Annotated in this window: 14 protein-coding genes and 1 pseudogene; 4 read left to right on the top strand and 11 right to left on the bottom strand. The window is 38.6% G+C overall.

The window, feature by feature from the left end:
* Positions 1-91: 91 nt before the first annotated feature.
* The 3 genes from H6G76_RS00640 to H6G76_RS00630 are packed head-to-tail and all read right to left on the bottom strand — an operon-like array spanning position 92 to position 3,239.
* Positions 92-496: an ABC transporter permease gene (locus tag H6G76_RS00640; protein ID WP_190694230.1), complete on the bottom strand. Its 405-nt coding sequence runs from the start codon at positions 494-496 to the stop codon at positions 92-94.
* Positions 481-1,776 carry an AmpG family muropeptide MFS transporter gene (locus tag H6G76_RS00635; protein ID WP_190694228.1) on the bottom strand — a complete coding sequence of 432 codons (1,296 nt, stop codon included), beginning with the start codon at positions 1,774-1,776 and terminating at the stop codon, positions 481-483. Before H6G76_RS00635 ends, H6G76_RS00640 begins: the two co-directional genes overlap by 16 nt.
* Before the next feature lie 14 nt (positions 1,777-1,790).
* Positions 1,791-3,239: a DNA phosphorothioation-associated putative methyltransferase gene (locus H6G76_RS00630; RefSeq protein WP_190694226.1), complete on the bottom strand. Its 1,449-nt coding sequence runs from the start codon at positions 3,237-3,239 to the stop codon at positions 1,791-1,793.
* A gap of 220 nt (positions 3,240-3,459) precedes the next feature.
* On the opposite strand from H6G76_RS00630, the gene H6G76_RS00625 reads away from it, so the two are divergent.
* The gene (locus H6G76_RS00625) at positions 3,460-3,771 is read left to right on the top strand and encodes a hypothetical protein (protein WP_190694224.1); all 312 of its coding nucleotides are present in this window, start codon (positions 3,460-3,462) and stop codon (positions 3,769-3,771) included.
* 62 nt (positions 3,772-3,833) lie between these two features.
* Here H6G76_RS00625 and dndE read toward each other — a convergent pair whose 3' ends face one another.
* The 3 genes from dndE to H6G76_RS00610 form a co-directional block, all read right to left on the bottom strand.
* Positions 3,834-4,220 carry a DNA sulfur modification protein DndE gene (gene dndE, locus H6G76_RS00620; RefSeq protein WP_190694222.1) on the bottom strand — a complete coding sequence of 129 codons (387 nt, stop codon included), beginning with the start codon at positions 4,218-4,220 and terminating at the stop codon, positions 3,834-3,836.
* Between the two features lie 222 nt (positions 4,221-4,442).
* Positions 4,443-6,428, bottom strand: coding sequence for a DNA sulfur modification protein DndD (gene dndD, locus H6G76_RS00615; RefSeq protein WP_190694220.1), 1,986 nt, complete (start codon positions 6,426-6,428; stop codon positions 4,443-4,445).
* 158 nt (positions 6,429-6,586) lie between these two features.
* Positions 6,587-6,841 carry a hypothetical protein gene (locus tag H6G76_RS00610; RefSeq protein ID WP_190694219.1) on the bottom strand — a complete coding sequence of 85 codons (255 nt, stop codon included), beginning with the start codon at positions 6,839-6,841 and terminating at the stop codon, positions 6,587-6,589.
* Between the two features lie 121 nt (positions 6,842-6,962).
* Between H6G76_RS00610 and H6G76_RS00605 the strand changes: the two genes are divergently transcribed.
* Complete coding sequence (locus H6G76_RS00605; RefSeq protein ID WP_190694217.1) at positions 6,963-7,205, top strand: helix-turn-helix transcriptional regulator; 243 nt, start codon at positions 6,963-6,965, stop codon at positions 7,203-7,205.
* On the opposite strand, the gene dndC is transcribed toward H6G76_RS00605, so the two are convergent.
* Positions 7,202-8,839 (bottom strand): DNA phosphorothioation system sulfurtransferase DndC, encoded by a 1,638-nt coding sequence (dndC, locus tag H6G76_RS00600; protein WP_190694215.1) that lies wholly within the window; start codon positions 8,837-8,839, stop codon positions 7,202-7,204. The genes H6G76_RS00605 and dndC overlap by 4 nt on opposite strands.
* A 251-nt stretch (positions 8,840-9,090) precedes the next feature.
* Between dndC and H6G76_RS00595 the strand changes: the two genes are divergently transcribed.
* Positions 9,091-10,689 carry a DGQHR domain-containing protein gene (locus tag H6G76_RS00595; RefSeq protein WP_190694213.1) on the top strand — a complete coding sequence of 533 codons (1,599 nt, stop codon included), beginning with the start codon at positions 9,091-9,093 and terminating at the stop codon, positions 10,687-10,689.
* A gap of 110 nt (positions 10,690-10,799) precedes the next feature.
* Positions 10,800-12,119, top strand: a pseudogene (locus tag H6G76_RS00585) (DNA sulfur modification protein DndB).
* Positions 12,120-12,147: 28 nt separating this feature from the next.
* On the opposite strand, the gene H6G76_RS00580 reads toward H6G76_RS00585, so the two are convergent.
* From H6G76_RS00580 to H6G76_RS00565, 4 genes are all read right to left on the bottom strand, one after another.
* Positions 12,148-12,621, bottom strand: coding sequence for a DNA phosphorothioation-associated protein 4 (locus tag H6G76_RS00580; RefSeq protein ID WP_190694211.1), 474 nt, complete (start codon positions 12,619-12,621; stop codon positions 12,148-12,150).
* Positions 12,622-12,824: 203 nt separating this feature from the next.
* Positions 12,825-14,897 (bottom strand): AAA family ATPase, encoded by a 2,073-nt coding sequence (locus H6G76_RS00575; protein WP_190694209.1) that lies wholly within the window; start codon positions 14,895-14,897, stop codon positions 12,825-12,827.
* Complete coding sequence (locus H6G76_RS00570; protein WP_190694207.1) at positions 14,894-15,067, bottom strand: hypothetical protein; 174 nt, start codon at positions 15,065-15,067, stop codon at positions 14,894-14,896. The genes H6G76_RS00575 and H6G76_RS00570 overlap by 4 nt, the downstream gene beginning before the upstream one ends.
* Before the next feature lie 230 nt (positions 15,068-15,297).
* Positions 15,298-17,745 carry a PAS domain-containing sensor histidine kinase gene (locus tag H6G76_RS00565; RefSeq protein ID WP_190694206.1) on the bottom strand — a complete coding sequence of 816 codons (2,448 nt, stop codon included), beginning with the start codon at positions 17,743-17,745 and terminating at the stop codon, positions 15,298-15,300.
* Positions 17,746-17,951: the final 206 nt, after the last annotated feature.

The following is a 17,951-nucleotide window of genomic DNA, read 5'->3' as shown; positions in this document are numbered from 1 at the left end:
TTACAACAGTCTAGGATTTAGTACCTAGCTAAAGATTTGTAAATTTTACTTGACTTAATTTTATCGATATTTGGGTATGGATAACACAAAACTAACTCTGCTCGCGTTCCAAATCATCGATAACTCGTTCACAGTACCAATTTTCTGGCATCCCAGGATAATTTTGTTTTGCCTGTTCAATTAAGCGTTCAGCTGCGGCAGTATCACCATCTAACTTAGCAATTAGCTTGTTTTTGAGTTGATTGTCGGTGATGCGATCGCTAATTGCTGTTGCGGACATATTTTCTGGTGCTACCGGAGATTGTTCCCGACGCAACTGCCAAAATAAAACATAATAAAGTGTCCCAAAAATCAAAATTAGGCTGAGTGTGCCGAAAAAGGTGAGGAGGTTAAAAGTCAAAAATCCTAGCACTAATTGTGACAGGACATAGCCAAGTAACAACCCTATAAGTAAAAGAACAAATGTACCAACAATAATCACTACTTGGGTTCCCATACATCCTCGTCATCAATTCCTGGTCTATTTACTACTGTCACTGGTTTAGGATTCCAAGGGGCAAAAAATGGTAGTAGCAACAGCCCTGGTAAAGCGGCTATTGCTGTCAGCAGGAAGAAGAAAGACCAACCAGTGGTTTGGGCCCATACCCCTGCTGGTGCTGTGAGAATATCTCTACTAAAACCCTGTAGACTTGATAGTAAAGCGTATTGAGTAGCAGAAAATCTTTGATTACAAAGACTCATTAAGAATGCCACAAAGGCAGCTGTTTCTAAGCCAGCACAAAATTGTTCAGTATTCACAGCCGCCAACATGAGATAGTAATTTTTACCAACGACTGCTAAAGCAAAGAAAGCGAGGTTGCCTACAGCTTGCAGGATGGCGAATATCCACAAGGCTCTATTCACACCAATTTTGGTCATGATAGCTCCTGCTGCTAAAGTACCAACAATAGTGGCAAAAATTCCTAATCCGCCAGGAAATGCTATGTCGGTTTGTGTAAAATGTAAGCCTTTGTCTAACAAAAATGGTGTAGAGACATTTTTAAGTAGAGAATCGCCCAACTTGTAAATCACAATAAAAACTAGGATGAGAAATCCTTGTAGCCAGCCATGACGCTGAAAAAATTCGCTGAAGGGTAATTTCACCGCCGCGTACAAAGTCTGAGGTGGGCGATCGCGTAAAACTGGTTCTGGTGCAAAAATAGAAGTTACCACACCCATCAACATCAGAAGTGACATTAATAAGTAAACAGCTTGCCAGGGCATTCTGTCTGCTAAAAACAGAGTTACGTAACCCGTCACCAGAATGGCCAGACGATAACCTAAAAGGTAAATCGATGCTGCTGCACCTGTTTCTTGTACTTCGACTACATCAGTGCGGTAGGCATCAACTAAAATGTCTTGGCTGGCACTAAAGAAAGCAACGGCTACAGCAGCAATTACTAAGGGTTGTAGTCCTTGGGATGGGTTCTGCATAGCCATTGCAGCAATAGCTAAGAGTAATCCTACTTGTGTAATTACCAGCCAGCCGCGTCGCCGTCCCAAAAAAGGCGGTACAAATCTATCTAGTAAAGGCGACCAGAGAAACTTGAGAGAGTAAGGTAATTTTACTAAACTAAAAGCGGCGATCGCTGCCAAGCCAATTCCTTCTTTGGTTAACCATGCTTGTAATGTCTGACTTGTTAAATATAAAGGTAGTCCTGACGAAAACCCTAGCAATAATAAAGCCCCCATTTTTGGGCTACCAAAAACTCGTAACAACGATTTATTTGATTCCATAATTTAATAATTTTTTAATTTGCATAAACTGTATGTCCCCGAATTTCTACTTTGTGTGCAGCAAGGCATTTTGCCCAACCGTCACGAGTACCAATATCGCTTTTTTGTTTGAGTAAACCTAATTGCTGTTCTTGTTGGGTGAGTTTAGCAAATTCTTCGTATTGTGGATAGTTAGGTGTAACAAAGGTTTCTTTACGGTGCAGAATAGGCGGGTTTGCCCTATTCGCATAGTCTCGGTGAGTAACATATAAAGTTTTTAAGTCAATCGTGATACTGGCTTTGAGGGCAGGATGCGGGTCTGTATCGAAGTCTGGATAAAATAAGTAGGATATTTGCGGTTGGTCAAGGTTATATTTAATCAGTGTGGCACCATCAACACGCCCAATAGTACGGCTGGCACAACCTTCGTAAATGCGGAGTAAGGGATCGAGGACTGCAAGGGCGGAAACATGGACGTAAAGCGCGCCACGCGTGTGTTTACCAATTTTGCTTTTTTCGCAGGCTGTTTGCACAACTTTTGGTCTACCTAAACTAAATAGTTTTTGGTCAGCGACTTCGCAAGCTTCTTCGTAGCTACCAAAAAAGGCTTTGATGTCATGGCGCATTTCTGGGGCTAGTTGGGAAAATCTGGGGCGTTTATCAAAGTGGGTAAGGGCAAGGTAAACTTGAATATCTAAAGAACGACGATAGGCGATCGCATCCCATTCTGCTTCATCGGTGGCTTGTAAGACAACAGCAAAGGCGCGGCGAAAGTTACCAAATTCGCTCAGTAGTTCTTGTGCGTTTTCTAATTCACCTTTGACAGGTAATCTACCGCGTTTGGTGAAAAATGCCATCAAGGGTGCAAGTTGTTCTTGATAGTCTTCAAACCGCTTTGTCGGGATGCGAACTCGCGGTGTAGAGGTGCGCGAAAAGAAGCGGATGGCTTTGAAACTTTCTTTTTCGGCTTCGGCGCGGAATACAAAATAAACGCCAAGCGCAACCGGAACCGCATCAACGTTTAGAACTTCATCAATATATTTTTTTAGTTCTTCTTGTTCGTAATATTTTTGAAAGGTATTACGGCTAGTCACAATGCCGTCATTGTAAGCGAGTTGCGCTTTGCTGGGAGCGTTAATTAATACTTGTGCAGCCACAATTAAAACTTTGCGCGTGAGTTCCCAAGCTTTGATGAGGCTTTGGTTACGTTCTTCGATATCTTCAATGACGTTGATAACGTAACCCAAGTTAACAACATCAGCAGGAGTAATCTGTTGATTAGGGTAATAGTAAGGATCCCAGCCTGTACTGGTATAGCCAAGGTTTCCGACTCGCTGCACATCACCACCGTAACCGCAGCCGTAGTCAAAAAAACTAGTGTCCTGATTAAGTATTGACCATTCTATGGCTAATCTTACAGGGCGAGAGATTTCTGTGCGAGCGATCGCAGCTCGATGGCGATCGATTTCTAACGCTTCAGGCATAATATTCAGTTAACAACAGCACTTTCAAATAAATGAAGCACACGGTTGGGGACGACTGTTAGTCATTACAAGAATTTTTACACCACCTAGTTGCAAGTTGTTTGTTGCCTAATCATGGTATCAATGCTAACTTGATTGATTAAGATGTTTATCCATGAGGATAGCTTAAATATTTGGGTAGAAAACTTATGACTCCTGCTAAAAAATATAGAGGTTAATCATGGGATGGGAAGTTATGCTCTACTCTTTCTTGACAATGGTTGCAGTTACTACTGTCTTTAACAATGAGGCAAGGATTAAACGAATTGAACACAACACATATCGAACAAAACTTTATTTAAAGTTGATTATGGAACGATTAGAAATTGAGGTTCCATCTAGACTTTCAGAGCGAATCCAAGCAATAGCGCTTGATCCGAGAAACAAGATTGAAGCTATGAAGCTATATCGTCAAGAAACAGGTGCAAGTCTTCTAGAAGCCAAAGATGTAATTGAAGACTTTATTGAAGAAAATCGCCATCTTGGTCAATAAGCACCCCAGTTTTACGAATACTTGAAACATACGTGAAAAGTCAATTATCAACTCATATTCTTTCAATCTTTTATTACCAATTCAATTAAATCTTCAATTTTCTTAATATTAGGATCGCCTGCTAGATAACCAATACCGCGATGTAAGTGCAGGCGGAATTGCGTTACTAAGGTTTCTTTGTCAGTATCATAGCCGTCATTGTGGCAGCGTTGTTTGAGGGCGAGGAGAAGAATATCAGACATTTCCCCACCAAACACACGCCAAGTCATTTCGACGTTGCTATCTAAAACAATAGGAACGGGTGAGGGTGGAGTTGGTTCAGCGAGAGAACGACAAAACGCCCAACGACAAAGAATATTCCATTGGTCAATTTTGGTGTTTCGTTTAAGTTTTTGCAGTTGGTCTTTGGCTGTTTGGGAAAGTTTAATTCTTTCGATGGGTGATTCCATAAGTTTGTTAATAATAATTTTTACAGACATTAAGATGGTTTTCGGTCATAAACCCAAACAATAGCGAACCGCCGTTTCCACTTCCACTATTTTGGACTCAGTAAGCTTACCAGATGGGTCAGCAGGAAAGCGGTTTGGATCTAAAGAACGAATTTGAAAACATAAAAATACTGTTTCTAATTGTAAATATGTTGCTTACCTCAAATTTATCAATGATATTTTCTACCAAAAATATTGATTTTCCATAACTGTTGTTTGACGGGTGGATGAGTCGTATTTGAGGAGGTATTCGCGAGCGATCGCTTCATTTTTCCGTAGTGTCTCAACCTCTTTTTTACCAATTTCTGTATCAGTAGAAAGCAAAATTACTTGATGGCTAGCGGCAGGGAAGTATTTTTCTACTAGGTTTTGGCGGTGGGAAGAGTCGAGTCTACCGAGGGGTGTGTCAATTGCTATGGGTAAACGTAGTCCAGAGACTTTGGCTAGTCCCCAGAGGAAAGCAATCGCCAGTAATTGCTTCTCACCAGCCGACAAGCGATGTTTAGGAACTGGTTTACCATCAAAATCGAACAGAGATAAGGCGAAGGTTTTAGTATCAATAGCAATGCGAAATACTAAGTCAGATTTATGCAGTAGGTAGAGAAAACAATTCTTCACCTCTTCCTCTAATTTATTCAGTTTTCGCAGAGTTAATTTTTCCCGAAAAACTTTAAGTGTTTCTTGAACTTTGGTTGCGGAGGTAATAATATGTTCTCTATTTTTACTATCAATATTTTTATCTGTGTATTCTCTTAATTCTTTCTTGGTTTTTTCAATAGTTTCCGCTAATTCAGCTAAATTGCGGCGAGTAGTTTCATAGTTAGCCTTAGCTTGAACAACTTGATTTTGTGCTTTTTCCACAGCCTCACGCAGCTTTTGATAAGCTTCTGGTTCGGCGGCTGTCTGCACTTGTCTTGCTAATACAATTAGTTCTTCTTCTATGCTTTTTAGATTAGCTAATTGCTGCTTTGCAGAAACTCTAGCATTTTGCAAATGGTATCTAATATTATCTAGCTGAGTCAAACTTTCCTCATCAGCTTCTAACCAAGGCGCGTCTGCTTGAGAGTAACCTGTATATAAATTGTCAGCATCTTCTGTTAAAAAGGATTGTATTTTATCAACTTGTTCTGAATTAATTTTTAATTGACTCAACCATTCCAGTAGGCGTTGATCTCTTTCAATTAATACATCTCTAGCTAACTGTATCTGTTGATAACGAAATTCTTGTGTTCCTTGTGCTTGTACTTGACTTATTAAATTAGGAATTAACGCCAACGGTAAAGCACCAGCAGCTAATTCAATCATTGATTGTCTGATAGTCTCTGCTGTGTGATTTTTTTCTTTTTGTTGTTGTTCTAAGTGACTGCGATCGCGTGCAATTTTACCACCTTCAGAAACAAATTTATCTAAAGCTTCTCGCTGAATTATTTCTAATTCCTCAACTTGACTTTTAAATATTGCTAACTTCTCTTCTATAACTTGGTAATCTTCTTGCTGTAGGCTTAACTTTTTTTCAATTTCTTCTAAGTCAGCTAAATCTTTAGTGTCGGCGAGTTCTTTACGTTTGCGATTGATTAAAATATCTAAATCTACCGTTAATTTATCTGCTAACTCTAAACCTAATAGTCCGCGAATAGCTTCAATAACAATTGGTGGTGGTGTTTCCTGTTCCGCCAGTTCCTTAACTTGTTCACCATCAAATAAGAATAAATTAGAAATGCCTAACGGTAAGAGATTTTCTATATAGTCATCCCAGATGTTTACTAAAGACTCTGGCCAAGTGTCATCATCACCTAAAATTCCTAATGTATCTTTACCATCTTTAGGGTTTTTTTCCCAATAGCGTACAATTCGATATTTGACTGGTTTATCGTCTTCAATATGTTCAAACAGTAATTCTATTCGGGTTTTTTCAGCAGGGGTTGCTTTACTATTAACGCATTGGGTTAAAAAATCACTATAACTTAAATTACCCCGCGTTGAACATTGAGCGCGCTGTCCATATAATGCAAGGCGTATAGAATCCATTAATGTTGTTTTTCCGCCACCATTCATCCCTCCCAACAAAATAATTGGATGAGGATTATCTGCAATTCTTGGGTCAAGATTGATTACTTGTTTCCCAGCGTAGGGGCCAAAGTTTTGTAGAACGAGTTCGAGAAATATCATTATTTATGTTCAACCTGTGTAGACAGGTTTAATTTACATAACAGCAATTTTTATCTCTGTGTCTCCTTAATGAAATGATTTTTCAACCAAAGAGACACAGAGAAATAAGATTTTACTACAGAGGTAGGTTGGCATTGCCCACGTTACCACGTTTTAACTTAGGTCGTCATAATATGCCTTGTTAATATACTCATCACTTCACCAGGTTTAGAACTAGGTAACAAAGGACTCCATTCATTAACTTGGGCAAAACCAAGTTTGTATAAGGTCAAAATTGTGTTGTTGACACCTGTTTTAGAACCATAAATGACTACTTTTACAGACTCTCTTTCTGGGTTTTTTTCTGTAGATTGTTCAGATAAACCAAGGGATATAGGAGTTGGAACGGTATCTGCCAAAAAGCTTTTAGTCATTGGAATTTACCTGTTTGTTGGTGAGATGCTTTGTTACCGATAGGTAACACAACTATCTTACACCTCTAGTTACCCATCGGTAACATTTACTAGGTCATAAGCCTTTGACACAATCAAAGGCATGGGAAAAGCAGGAAAAGCACTGAAACAGGTGTTAGATATCTATGGCATCAGCCAAAACAAGTTAGCAGTGACAATGGGAACGGGACGGCCAAATGTTCACCGTTGGGTAAACGAAATTAGAGATCCTGTGGCTGATACAGTGCTAGAAATTCGGGATGCGCTGAAGAAAATTAATCCAGCCGCAGCAGAGGAATTTATCAGGCTTTATTTGGGAGACGCTGACGATGAAGAACCAGTTTAAGGGTTAGGTTCTCTATTTTTAAATTTCTTATTTGCCCAAGCTTTGGCCTTAATATCAGGTTCGGTTGCTTCACGTTGAGTATTGGGTGCAGCAAAATCTGCCAAACTTAGCTGTTTGACTTTTTCTCTAACTGTTGCAACATCACCTTGGCTAACAGCTTCTCTTAAATCCCGTTTTAAATGCGCGTTTTTAATTGCTTCTTCAGGCGAACGCGAACTAGTATTAAAACATTTTTCTAAAGTTTCGTATATTCCTACGCGCTTTGTTTTTTTACGAAATTGCCATTCTGTGCTTAAAAGTTTTGACACCAGTTCTAAGTGCATACTATCATCAGCACAAACTTCTTCTAAAACCGACCATTCATCGCTACCTAATAAGCTAAGGTCTGCACCGGGACGCGGATCTTTAAACTTTTCGCCAGTTACTTCTTCATAAATGCGAGGTAAGCTGTCATCAAATTCATGTCTTTCTTCTAACCAAATACGACGAATTTCACTAAGTTCTTCTAAAGTTATCAGTGTGATATCGCGCATATTTTCTGGTGCTGTTTGACCGATTTGTTTTTCTACAGTTAATAATTTTCTCAGCCAATCTTCTCGCGCTTCTTTTAAATAAGGGCCAGGAATAGGCTCAATAGATATTTCACCTTCTAGATTGCGCTCATACAGTTGGACATCTCCATTTCTGCGGCGGAAATCCCTGCGATCGCGTGTTTCTTCTGCATCTAATTCTTTCCTAAAATCAAGTAGAGGTTGCATCCACTCTTTTTCCTCGTCATTCTGAATCATCGCCGCCAGAGATTTATCCTGACTGACTAAAGTACAAACCCAACAACCGAAACGAGAGCTACCACAACTAGGTGTAGAAGTATCAACAACTAAAGGACATTCATTATCAGCAGAAGCACCTCGATACATAGAGAATAAATCTTTATTGCTGTATCCCCAAGGATTTTCCCATTGCATGAGATAAATCCAAACCTCATCATTTTGCCAATCTTCAATAGGGCTGTAAATTAGAGAGTTTGGCAAATTCATGTTAGGACTCAGGCGATCGCGTACCCGCATAGCTTCCAGTTTTCTCATTCTGCTGGCGCGTCTTGTGCTTTCTGCTTTACGAGTACCTAAAATAACAATGGCTTCGCCATTAGTGCGGATAACATCACGAATAAAGCGATTTGAGGGATTAATTTTAAGACGTTCTGTACACCAGCGAAATTTTCCTCTTGGTGCTGGATAACCTTTACCAATCAAACCGACCCAAAATGTTTCTTTAAAATCTGGCTGTAATAGATGGGGTTTAAATGGTAATCCTTGTGCTTGGGCTTCAAATTCCATCTTTTTTAGAGAATTACGTACCCAAGCAGCAACGATAGGATTTTCTACGAGTGTATCTGTAGTGATAACGTATATTGCTTTAGTTAACTTTTCTGGTGGAAGTCCTGATATTGCATTCCAGACAAGCTGTAGAGTTGCTGTACTATCTTTTCCGCCCGAATAGCCGACAACCCAAGGTATCGCATCTAAACAATACAATTCTTGAATTTCAGTAGTGAGAGCTTGGATATCTTCTACTAATTCTGATACAGTACGTGTCTGCTGACCTTTATTTTCTGGCTGTTGTGCGGTACTCATTTCTCCCTTCCTCTAAAAACAAGAATGTCACCTCATCCGTAACATCTAAACAAACAGGCAAGACTAGCCCACACGGAATTAAATCCGCGTAGGCTAAGTTTGTTTTGCTAAACTCCTCTAGTTTAGGGTGCAAAACTTGATGAGCTTGCTTGCAACAATAAATATTTGATTAGCTCTATATATATTTACTGCAATTTTTAAAAATTTTACACTTATAGTCTAAATTTTTTACAAAGTTTTCAAAAACTAACATGAAAGATAGTACATCCGATCTAACTTCTGATATTGCTAGAGAGTACCTAGAACGAGAAAACAAGGATAAACAGGTACTAGCCTTACTTTTAGAGAAATTTTTAGAAAAAAAAGACCAAATCCTCGTTCAAAAAACTGAGATGGGGGGTACAGAAGCTTATGTAGGGTCTGTCACTCTAGAATGGTTTGCGGGTCGGGTTCACTTCGCTTCTGGTTTACCTCTGCTGCAAAAAAAGTACAACCCAGATACAGATAATATCGAAATTGACGCAGATAGTATTGATGAAATTCAACAGCGTCCCTTAGACTGGTCACGCCAAGCACCGCTAGTTCAGTATTTAGCAGCAAGAAAAAATCATAAATTTCCTCCAGTCTTAGTAGTAATTAATCAGCCTTGGGTTGATGACACCAAAGCGGCTGAATGGGACGCAGAAGGACGTGCTAAAAAATCTACAACTAATTTTACTCCTTTAGATAAAGATGGTAAGGTCGGCTTACTAAATGTTTCTGAAGAGAATGTGACCATTTATGCACTTGATGGTCAACACCGACTCATGGGAGTTCAGGGTTTAATGGAGTTAATTAAAACTGGCAAACTCCAGCGATATAAAAAAGAAAAAACGGCTGATGATAGTTTTATCACAGTGTCAGATTTGCTAGACCAATATCAAGTAGATCCTGCTTATTTGCAAAGCTTACCTAAAGAAAAAATTGGTATTGAATTTATTTGTGCTGTGAATTCTGGAGAAACTCGCACCGAAGCAAGGCGAAGGGTGAGGTCAGTTTTTGTTCATGTCAACTTAATGGCTGCACCCTTAACTAAAGGTCAGTTAGCACAATTAAATGAAGATGATGGTTTTGCAATTGTGGCGCGAAAAGTTGCAGTTACTCACTCGCTTTTAGAACAAAAACCAAATCGAAATCCTCGTGTTAATTGGAATAGTGCAACAGTAGCAGCTAATTCTACAGTTTTGACAACTTTGCAAGCATTGCAAGATATGTCAGAAAGATATTTGGGTTATAAGTTTCCCCATTGGAAACCTTTTGAGAAAGGTTTAATTCCCATGCGTCCAGAAAATGAAGAAATCGAACAAGGAATTGCAGAGTTCACCAAACTTTTTGATAACTTGGCAAGCTTACCTAGTTATAAAATTTTGGAACATGAAGATACGCCTGTTTTGAGAAGATTTAGTTTTGAAAAAAGTGGCGGTGAAGGAAATATGCTTTTCCGTCCTGTGGCGCAAGTGGCTTTGGCGCAAGCATTGGGATTTTTAGTATTTAAAAAAAGACTTTCTCTAACCTCTATTTTTAAGAAGTTGCGAAAGTTTGACCAGCAAGGCGGTTTTACTGGTATGGAATATCCTCAATCTCTTTGGTATGGGGTTTTGTATGACCCTAATAAAAAGCGAGTGCAGGTTTCAGGAAAAGATTTAGCTGCAAAGTTATTGATTTACATTTTGGGTGGAATTGAAGATTCAATGGAACGTGCTGAACTTCGTAAGGCTTTAGCTAATGCTAGGACTGTGGAAAACAAAACAATAGCTTTTAATGGTGAATTTGTTGAACCAAAGGAAGTCGGACTCCCACCACTCTTATAATTTACAGCAGGCTTAACAATTATATTTCAGAGGGTTTTCACTGATTCCAAATAGCTTAAAAACAGCTTAGTATGTTAACTACTTAACTCAAATTATACATTTGTTTTCTTATGGTTAACACAAACCAGGATGCTGAAAATAATATTTCACCAGAAATTCAAGCTAAGTTTAATAGCTTTATTGAACCTTTCTTTTCTAAATATCATCGTGAGCGTTGTTATCCTGGATTAATTTTCATGCAGGGAAAGCGAACTATGCTACAAATCAATGTACCTGCAAGTGATTTCTCTGGTCTTTTGCAAGCAAAACCATCCACAGGTAATGATCCTGATTCTGGAAAAAATCGCCCAGAAGTGAAAGGCCATACAGAAGAAATTAAAGAATACATAAGTAAGTCGGTGAGAAAAAACCTAACTATGTTACGAAAGATTAATTAAGCTAAAAGCCTCTTCTCTTCTGCCTTCTGCCTCTTGCCTCCTGCCTTATCCTGACGATAAATATTCACGACGACCTACTTAGTTGAACGTGCAAAAAAAGACAAGCCTTGGATTGTAGGAACTTTAACTGCGAATGTAAATCCAAAAGATGTTACAATTCTTAACTTCGGTCGAGGTATTTGTCTAGTTGTTATTCGTCGTGGAGTTAAGTTAGATATCACAGATGGACAACATCGTAAACGAGCTATTCATGAATTAATAGAAAGTCTTGAAAGTTACTTAATTAGCGATGATGATTTTCCAATTACTCTGGTTTTAGAAGGGGATTTTCGCCAATGTCAGACAGATTTTAGAGATATGGCACAAACCAGACAATTAGATAAGTCATTGTTATTATCATTTGGAGAATTTTCGGGTCGAGTTGGCATTACTAAAGAATTAATACAAAGAGTGCCAATGTTTCAAGGAAAGACAGAAAAAATTAAATCTTCTCCTGCTACTAAGCAAAAGCTGATTTATACAACTAACTACATAGCTAGGTTTGTAAGTTGTATTTTTACTAACGATCCAAATAACCAGCTACGAGACTATGATGTCTATGAAACATCAGATTCTCTAGTGAATTGTCTCAATCAATTTTTCTCGCAATGTATTAATACAGAGTATATCTTTGATACATCTGTGGAAGAATTAACTGAAGATGAAGTAGCGTCTTTTAAAGAAGATTGTCTTTTAGGTGTTAGTGTTGGATTGGAAGTTTTAGGTCGTTTGTTACATTACTGTTACTCCCCGACAGATAACTATTTCAATGAAGAAAGAGTATTGCAACTTTCACAGATAAATTGGTCACGAGAAAACCCTCTTTGGAAAGATAACGTGGTCAGAATAGACCCAAAACCCAAAAATCCTGAGAAACCTTATAAATTATCTACAGCTGCAAATGCTGTTAATGATGCAGTCAAAATGGCAATAGTAAGCTTAGGATGGATGTAATTAGTTGTTAACATTCATATCAATTTAATTAAAAGAGGAATTTGCTAAGATCAAATTCCTCTTCTTTTTCATCTTTATGAGTTCTTTCATAACTGAGGAACAATAATATTCTCTCTGAGTAATCGACGGCTCCACGTAACTCATTTTGTAAGATTTCTAGTCCACCGTTAGCATACTCTTCAAAGATTTGATTACGTAGAGTTTCATATTCTTCCTCATAGATAGATAAAATGTTGATATCTTGAACTTCAGTCATTCCCAGTAACTTAATTACTACATCATTTCCGACTGAAGCGAAATATTCTAATCTAATTGGCGATGGTTCTCGTTTGGAAATTTCTCCTAAAGGTACGCGCTTTTTATGCTTTGCACCTAACGCAGCAGCAAACACAATCACATCAGCGAAAGTTTGAAAAGGCCCTGTACTACCATCTGAAGAGGTTAACGCTTTAACTAATTCTGCTTTATCTTTAGCAACCCTGATTCTGCCTGTTTCTGCCATGATATTGATAATTGCTTTGTCGCTATTGTAACAGAAGAGTATAAATAAGCTAATTTTTAACTATCATTTTATACTCAGTAAAAGAGCGATCGCCCACACTATCCTTGCTATTTTAGATATTCTTGAGGAGACATATAATTTTGGTCTGAACTCGCAACCATAATTCACTCCCTTTTTTTAACTTTAATCAAAAATTTCTGCGCCTACCAATTACGCTCAACAGCAATAACTTCAGTGTATTCAAACTCATTAGGGCTTTGCTTCACTAAAGGATATCTTTCGCCGCCTAACTCAACATAATCTTGTTCACAATCAGGTTTTGAAGAATAGTAAACCAGCACATATTCTCTCCCAATTCTATCAGCCATCTCGGCTTCAACTTCACCCCGCCATTGAGTTTTTGTTACTAAAACTATTAACTGATTTGCTAATTCAGGCAGTGTTTGTGCGATGCGACGGCGATAAGTTTCATCTAAACTACCAAAAGGCGAATCCATGACAATAGGAAAAGTACTACTATTAGGTACAGTTAAAATCTTTCGCTTTTCGCTCCACTCCCGGACTTTATCTATAATGCTGGCGATAAAAGATAAACTGAGAATTTGATTTTCTCCGGTGGAAGCTGCAACCAGTGATTCTATACCTGATGTATTTTCTACTAAAGTTAGTTCATATTTGTCGCTAATTTTTGGCAGATATGGTGCAAAGGATATAGCCGTAAATATCTCTTGTAATCGCTTTTCTAGCTGCAAACGAAACTGCTTTTCTTGACGGTTTCTGACTTCGGTTAACCTTTCAATTGCATCTTGGGTAGAGTTAATGCGTCTTTGTGCTAGTAATTGCTTTTCTTCGTTGAGTTTCTGCTTGGCTATTTGTTTAACTAAAACATCAATCTCAGATTTTAGGTGCGAAATTTGCTGCTGATTTGCACCTTGTTCTCTGTTTAATTCATCAATTTTACTTTCAATCTCATCTAAACGTTTTTGCAAACTGCTAATTTCTTCATTAGCATCTTTACGCAACCGTTCATGAATGTTATCTAATTCACTTTCAATTTGAGAAATATTTTGGCGTAACTGATTAATTCTGGCTTGTTCTCTGTCTACTTCTTCCCAAAAAGCCACTGCTTGTTTATCAATTTCGTCTACTTGCGCGCTCATACGAATTGCTGTTTCTTCTACAGCCGAGGAACCTGCTTGATTCAACCAGAGACTAACATTAATATGAGCATGATTACCTTCATGTAATTCTGCACCACAAATACAGCGTTTACCTTTGAGCAATTCGTTAATAAATTCTCGTGAAATGCCAGAGGTTAATTCGCCACGTTGTTTTAAATCATGGAGAATTGTCCGAAATTGAGTTGTTGTCTCTGATAGCAAAACTGTATAACCACGCGCCGAAATAATTTTCTTTAATGCTTCTTTGGTTTGACGCAGTGATTCTTGATTGGATGTTTTTTGATTTTCTAATTCTTGTCGCCTTTCTTGCAGTTCTTTAGCTGCGCTAAGTTCACGCAACCGATTACCTGTTTCTTTTTTAAATGTTTGTTGATATTCTAACTCTTGCTTGATTTCTGTCTGTCTCGTGTTGATAGTTTCAATTTCTTGTTCTAGCTTTTCTTGTTCTTTTAAAAGCTTTTTAATTTCTGAGTCACCGATGGCTTTTAATTCATTCTCTAAACTTTTTTTGGCTTCGCCTAGATGTTTGATGGAACGGTTAATAACCTCCACACCTAAGAAAATTTTTATAGCTTCCGCAATTTCAGCCTTTTTGTCAGAACGGACTATTTCTTCGATTCTTTCACCATCAAAGAAAAAGTATTGATGTAAACTAGCTGGTAATATTTGCCCAATGATTTCGTCTGGTTTCTGAAGCGGGAAATACCATCTTCCATCATCCCCAGCAACTTGCATTAACAACTCTGTTTTGAGTGAGTCGAAGTCAGTTTTATCTTTATATATTCGACATTGGCGTTTGGCGTTGTAGCGTTTACCTTCATGCTCCCAGTTTACTTCTACCCAACATTCTACTGATTGCCCGGTTTTAGCTTCTGCGATCGCCCGTTTATTTACCAACTGTTCTGTTGAAGCAAAAGCAGCACTAAACTTCTCATATAATACCCATGTAAAAGCATTAAGTAAACTGGTTTTTCCGGCTCCATTATTGCCATGAATAATCGTCGTGTTGAGAATATCTCCCCCTGCTAAAACTATCTCTGGCGTTTTGCCATAAAAAGAGCGAAAGTTACACAGTTTAATTGATGTCAGTTTCATTGTACTGCTTCCTTGACAATTGCCAAAATATCATCGTTGATGGGGCTGTTACTTTTCTTATCCAGCCTACTTTTTTCTAGATGCCATACTCGCTCTATTATTTGCCTTACCTCCGGCGGAGCATTAATAATTGGCTCTTGCACATCATCGATATTTTGCTCTGGCAACATCTTCGTTTTTTATTAGCGTTTTTCTACATTGTACCTGCCTCAATCGCTGCTTTTACATCGGTAAAGTCACTATTACCACTATTGCTAAATTTCGCTAATTGAGAATCTCAAAATCTCAATATTTTTTGACAAACCCAGCATTATCTTTACTGATATAATTGCTATTTATCAAATTTTCTATAATAGAATCCTTAGAAAATTTTTAAGTAGCAAATATACAGTTAATATTATTATTTATTGATTACATCCGATAAAGTAGTCAACAAATCTGTGGCTGTGTAGGGCTTAGACAGAAATTTGTCTGCACCAGCCGCAATAGCCTTTTGCTCACTAGCAGGTAAGCCACTGTTAGCAATAATCTTGACGTTGGGGTTGAGCTTTCGCAGGGTGCGGATAGTTGTTAATCCATCCATGTTGGGCATGAGCATATCTAGCAAGACGGTGCTGATTTTACTCTGATGTTCGACATAGAGTGCGATCGCCTCAATGCCATCGTTAGCTACCAGGGTTTTATAGTTATAATCTGCTAGGGTTTCTTGTATGGTTTGTTGGACGACTGCTTCATCATCTACAACTAAAATCAACTCACCGTTACCTGTAGGCAACTCTGCCTCTATTGTCGATTCGATTGCTGTGCCTTCTCCTCTGGGCAAGAAAACTTGAAATTTTGTTCCTTGACCTACCTGACTGGAGACTTTTACAAAACCGTCGTGGTTCTTGACGATACCTAAAACTGTTGACAGACCTAGCCCTGTACCTTTACCAACTTCTTTAGTGGTAAAAAATGGATCAAATATGCGTTCTAATAACTCTGGCGGAATTCCTGTCCCTGTATCTGTGACAGTGACAACAACATAGCATCCTACTTTAGTTTCTAGGTGCATTCGGGCATAGGTTTCGTCAATAATGCTATTTTCGGCAGTGATGGTGAGCTTACCACCATTGGGCATCGCATCACGGGCATTAACTGCCAAATTCATAAACACCTGGTCTAATTGGGTGGGATCGGCTTTGACCATCCATAGTGTATTTGTGGGAATGTCAGTTACGATTTCAATAGACTTAGGAAATGTCTGTTTAATGACTTTGGTCAATTCTTTGAGCAAATGTCCAGGTTGTAAAAGAATGCGCTTACCTTCTGTACCACGGGCAAAGGTAAGAATTTGTTTCACTAAATCAGATCCACGTTTAGAGCTAGTTTCTAATGTTTTGAAGAGTTCTTGAGTCCGCGCATCAACATTTTTGCATTTTGAAGGCAGCAATTGGGCAATCATTATGATGGGAGCAAAAACGTTGTTCAGGTCGTGAGCAATGCCACTGGCAAGAGTTCCCATACTTTCCAAGCGTTGAGCGCGGTAGAATTGCTGCTCTAGTTGTTTTTTCTCGGTGATGTCGGTGTTGACTACTAGGATAGATTGCGGTTTTCCTGATTCATCGCATACCAATGTCCACCGACTAGCAACAATAATTTTTCTGCCAGTTTTGGTTATTTGCTCTAACTCACCTTGCCAAGAGCCATGTTCGATAGTAGCCTTTAGACCTGCTTCCAGTTGCGATAATGATTCTTTGTAGAACAGTTCATGAGCTTTTTTACCCAAGCTTTCCTCGACTGTCCAACCGTACAAGCGTTCAGCCCCTTTGTTCCAGAACAGAATGCCGTTTTCTAAATCACAGACAAAAATAGCATCACTAGCAATATCAATTAAAGCTGCTTGTTTAAGAATTTGCTGTTGCGCCTGTTTGTATTTAGTAATATCGGTGGAAATTCCGCCAACAGCATAGGGTTGACCCAAAGCATTGCATACAGGAAACTTCACAGTAATATATGTGTGTACCCCGTCTGCTTGAGGAACAACTTCTTCTAATTGAATCAATTGATTGCTTGTGAGTACTTGTTGATTATTGGCAGCAAATCTATCAGCAGTGTCAGCTGGCCAAAATTCATAGATACTCTTGCCCTTCAAATTCTCTGGAGTTGTAGATAGGAGTTCTGCATACAAGCGATTAACTAAAAGATGTCTGTTTTGTGGGTCAATCATGTAGATGGCCACTGCACAATTGTTGATAATCGCTTGCAGTTTTTGCTCACTTTCTCTCAAAGATATCTCAGCTTGTTTACGTTCGCGTAGCGCGGCTTGCCGTTCGCTAATATCTCGCAAAATTGAAAGATGACGATGTGGGATAAAATTAGCAACCGCAGAAAATTCTGTTTCTCGAATCTCGCCATCAGGACGATATACAGAAAATTCTCCCTGCATCTGACCTTGTTGCTTGAAATGTTGCCAAGCTTGGGCGACATCGAAGCCTGGTTCTGCAAAATCTGCAATCTGAGAACGCAAAAGTTCTTCTCTGGATAGACCAAACAAGTCACAGGCTGCTGGGTTGACCTCTACATACCGCCCTTCATCATCTACAATGGCGATCGCATCAAGAGTATGATCAAATAAAGCTTGCAACTGACTTTCACGCTTCTGGAGTGCTGCTTCGACCTGTTTGCGTTGCTCAATTTCTTGTTGCAAGCGCCGATTTGCTTCAACTAGTTCATCTGTGCGTTCTGCCACGCGCAATTCTAAGTCTTTCTTGACTTGGCACAGAGATTCTTCAGCCTGTTGACGCAACATAATCTCCTGCTGTAAGTTTTGGTTAGCTTGCCGAAGTTCATCAAAAAGTAGCTCCATTGTTCGGCTTTCAGTAATTTATTAAGAAGTGATCTCAAAAGCACAATTAGTTAAGTATTAAGCTCAAACCTGCAAGTTTTTTAACAAGAAAGATGAGTTTTGTTCTTTGTCTAGATAAAATTTTTATTTTAATGTTGATTATTATATATGCTAGTTAACAGATTTTTTATAATATAAATTTTTAATAAAAAATTAGAAGTTTTTTA

The organism is Nostoc sp. FACHB-152, from assembly GCF_014697475.1.
Classification (GTDB): domain Bacteria; phylum Cyanobacteriota; class Cyanobacteriia; order Cyanobacteriales; family Nostocaceae; genus Nostoc_B.
The sequence above is the reverse complement of the archived record's forward strand: the minus strand, read 5'-3'. Positions and strand labels throughout refer to the sequence as shown.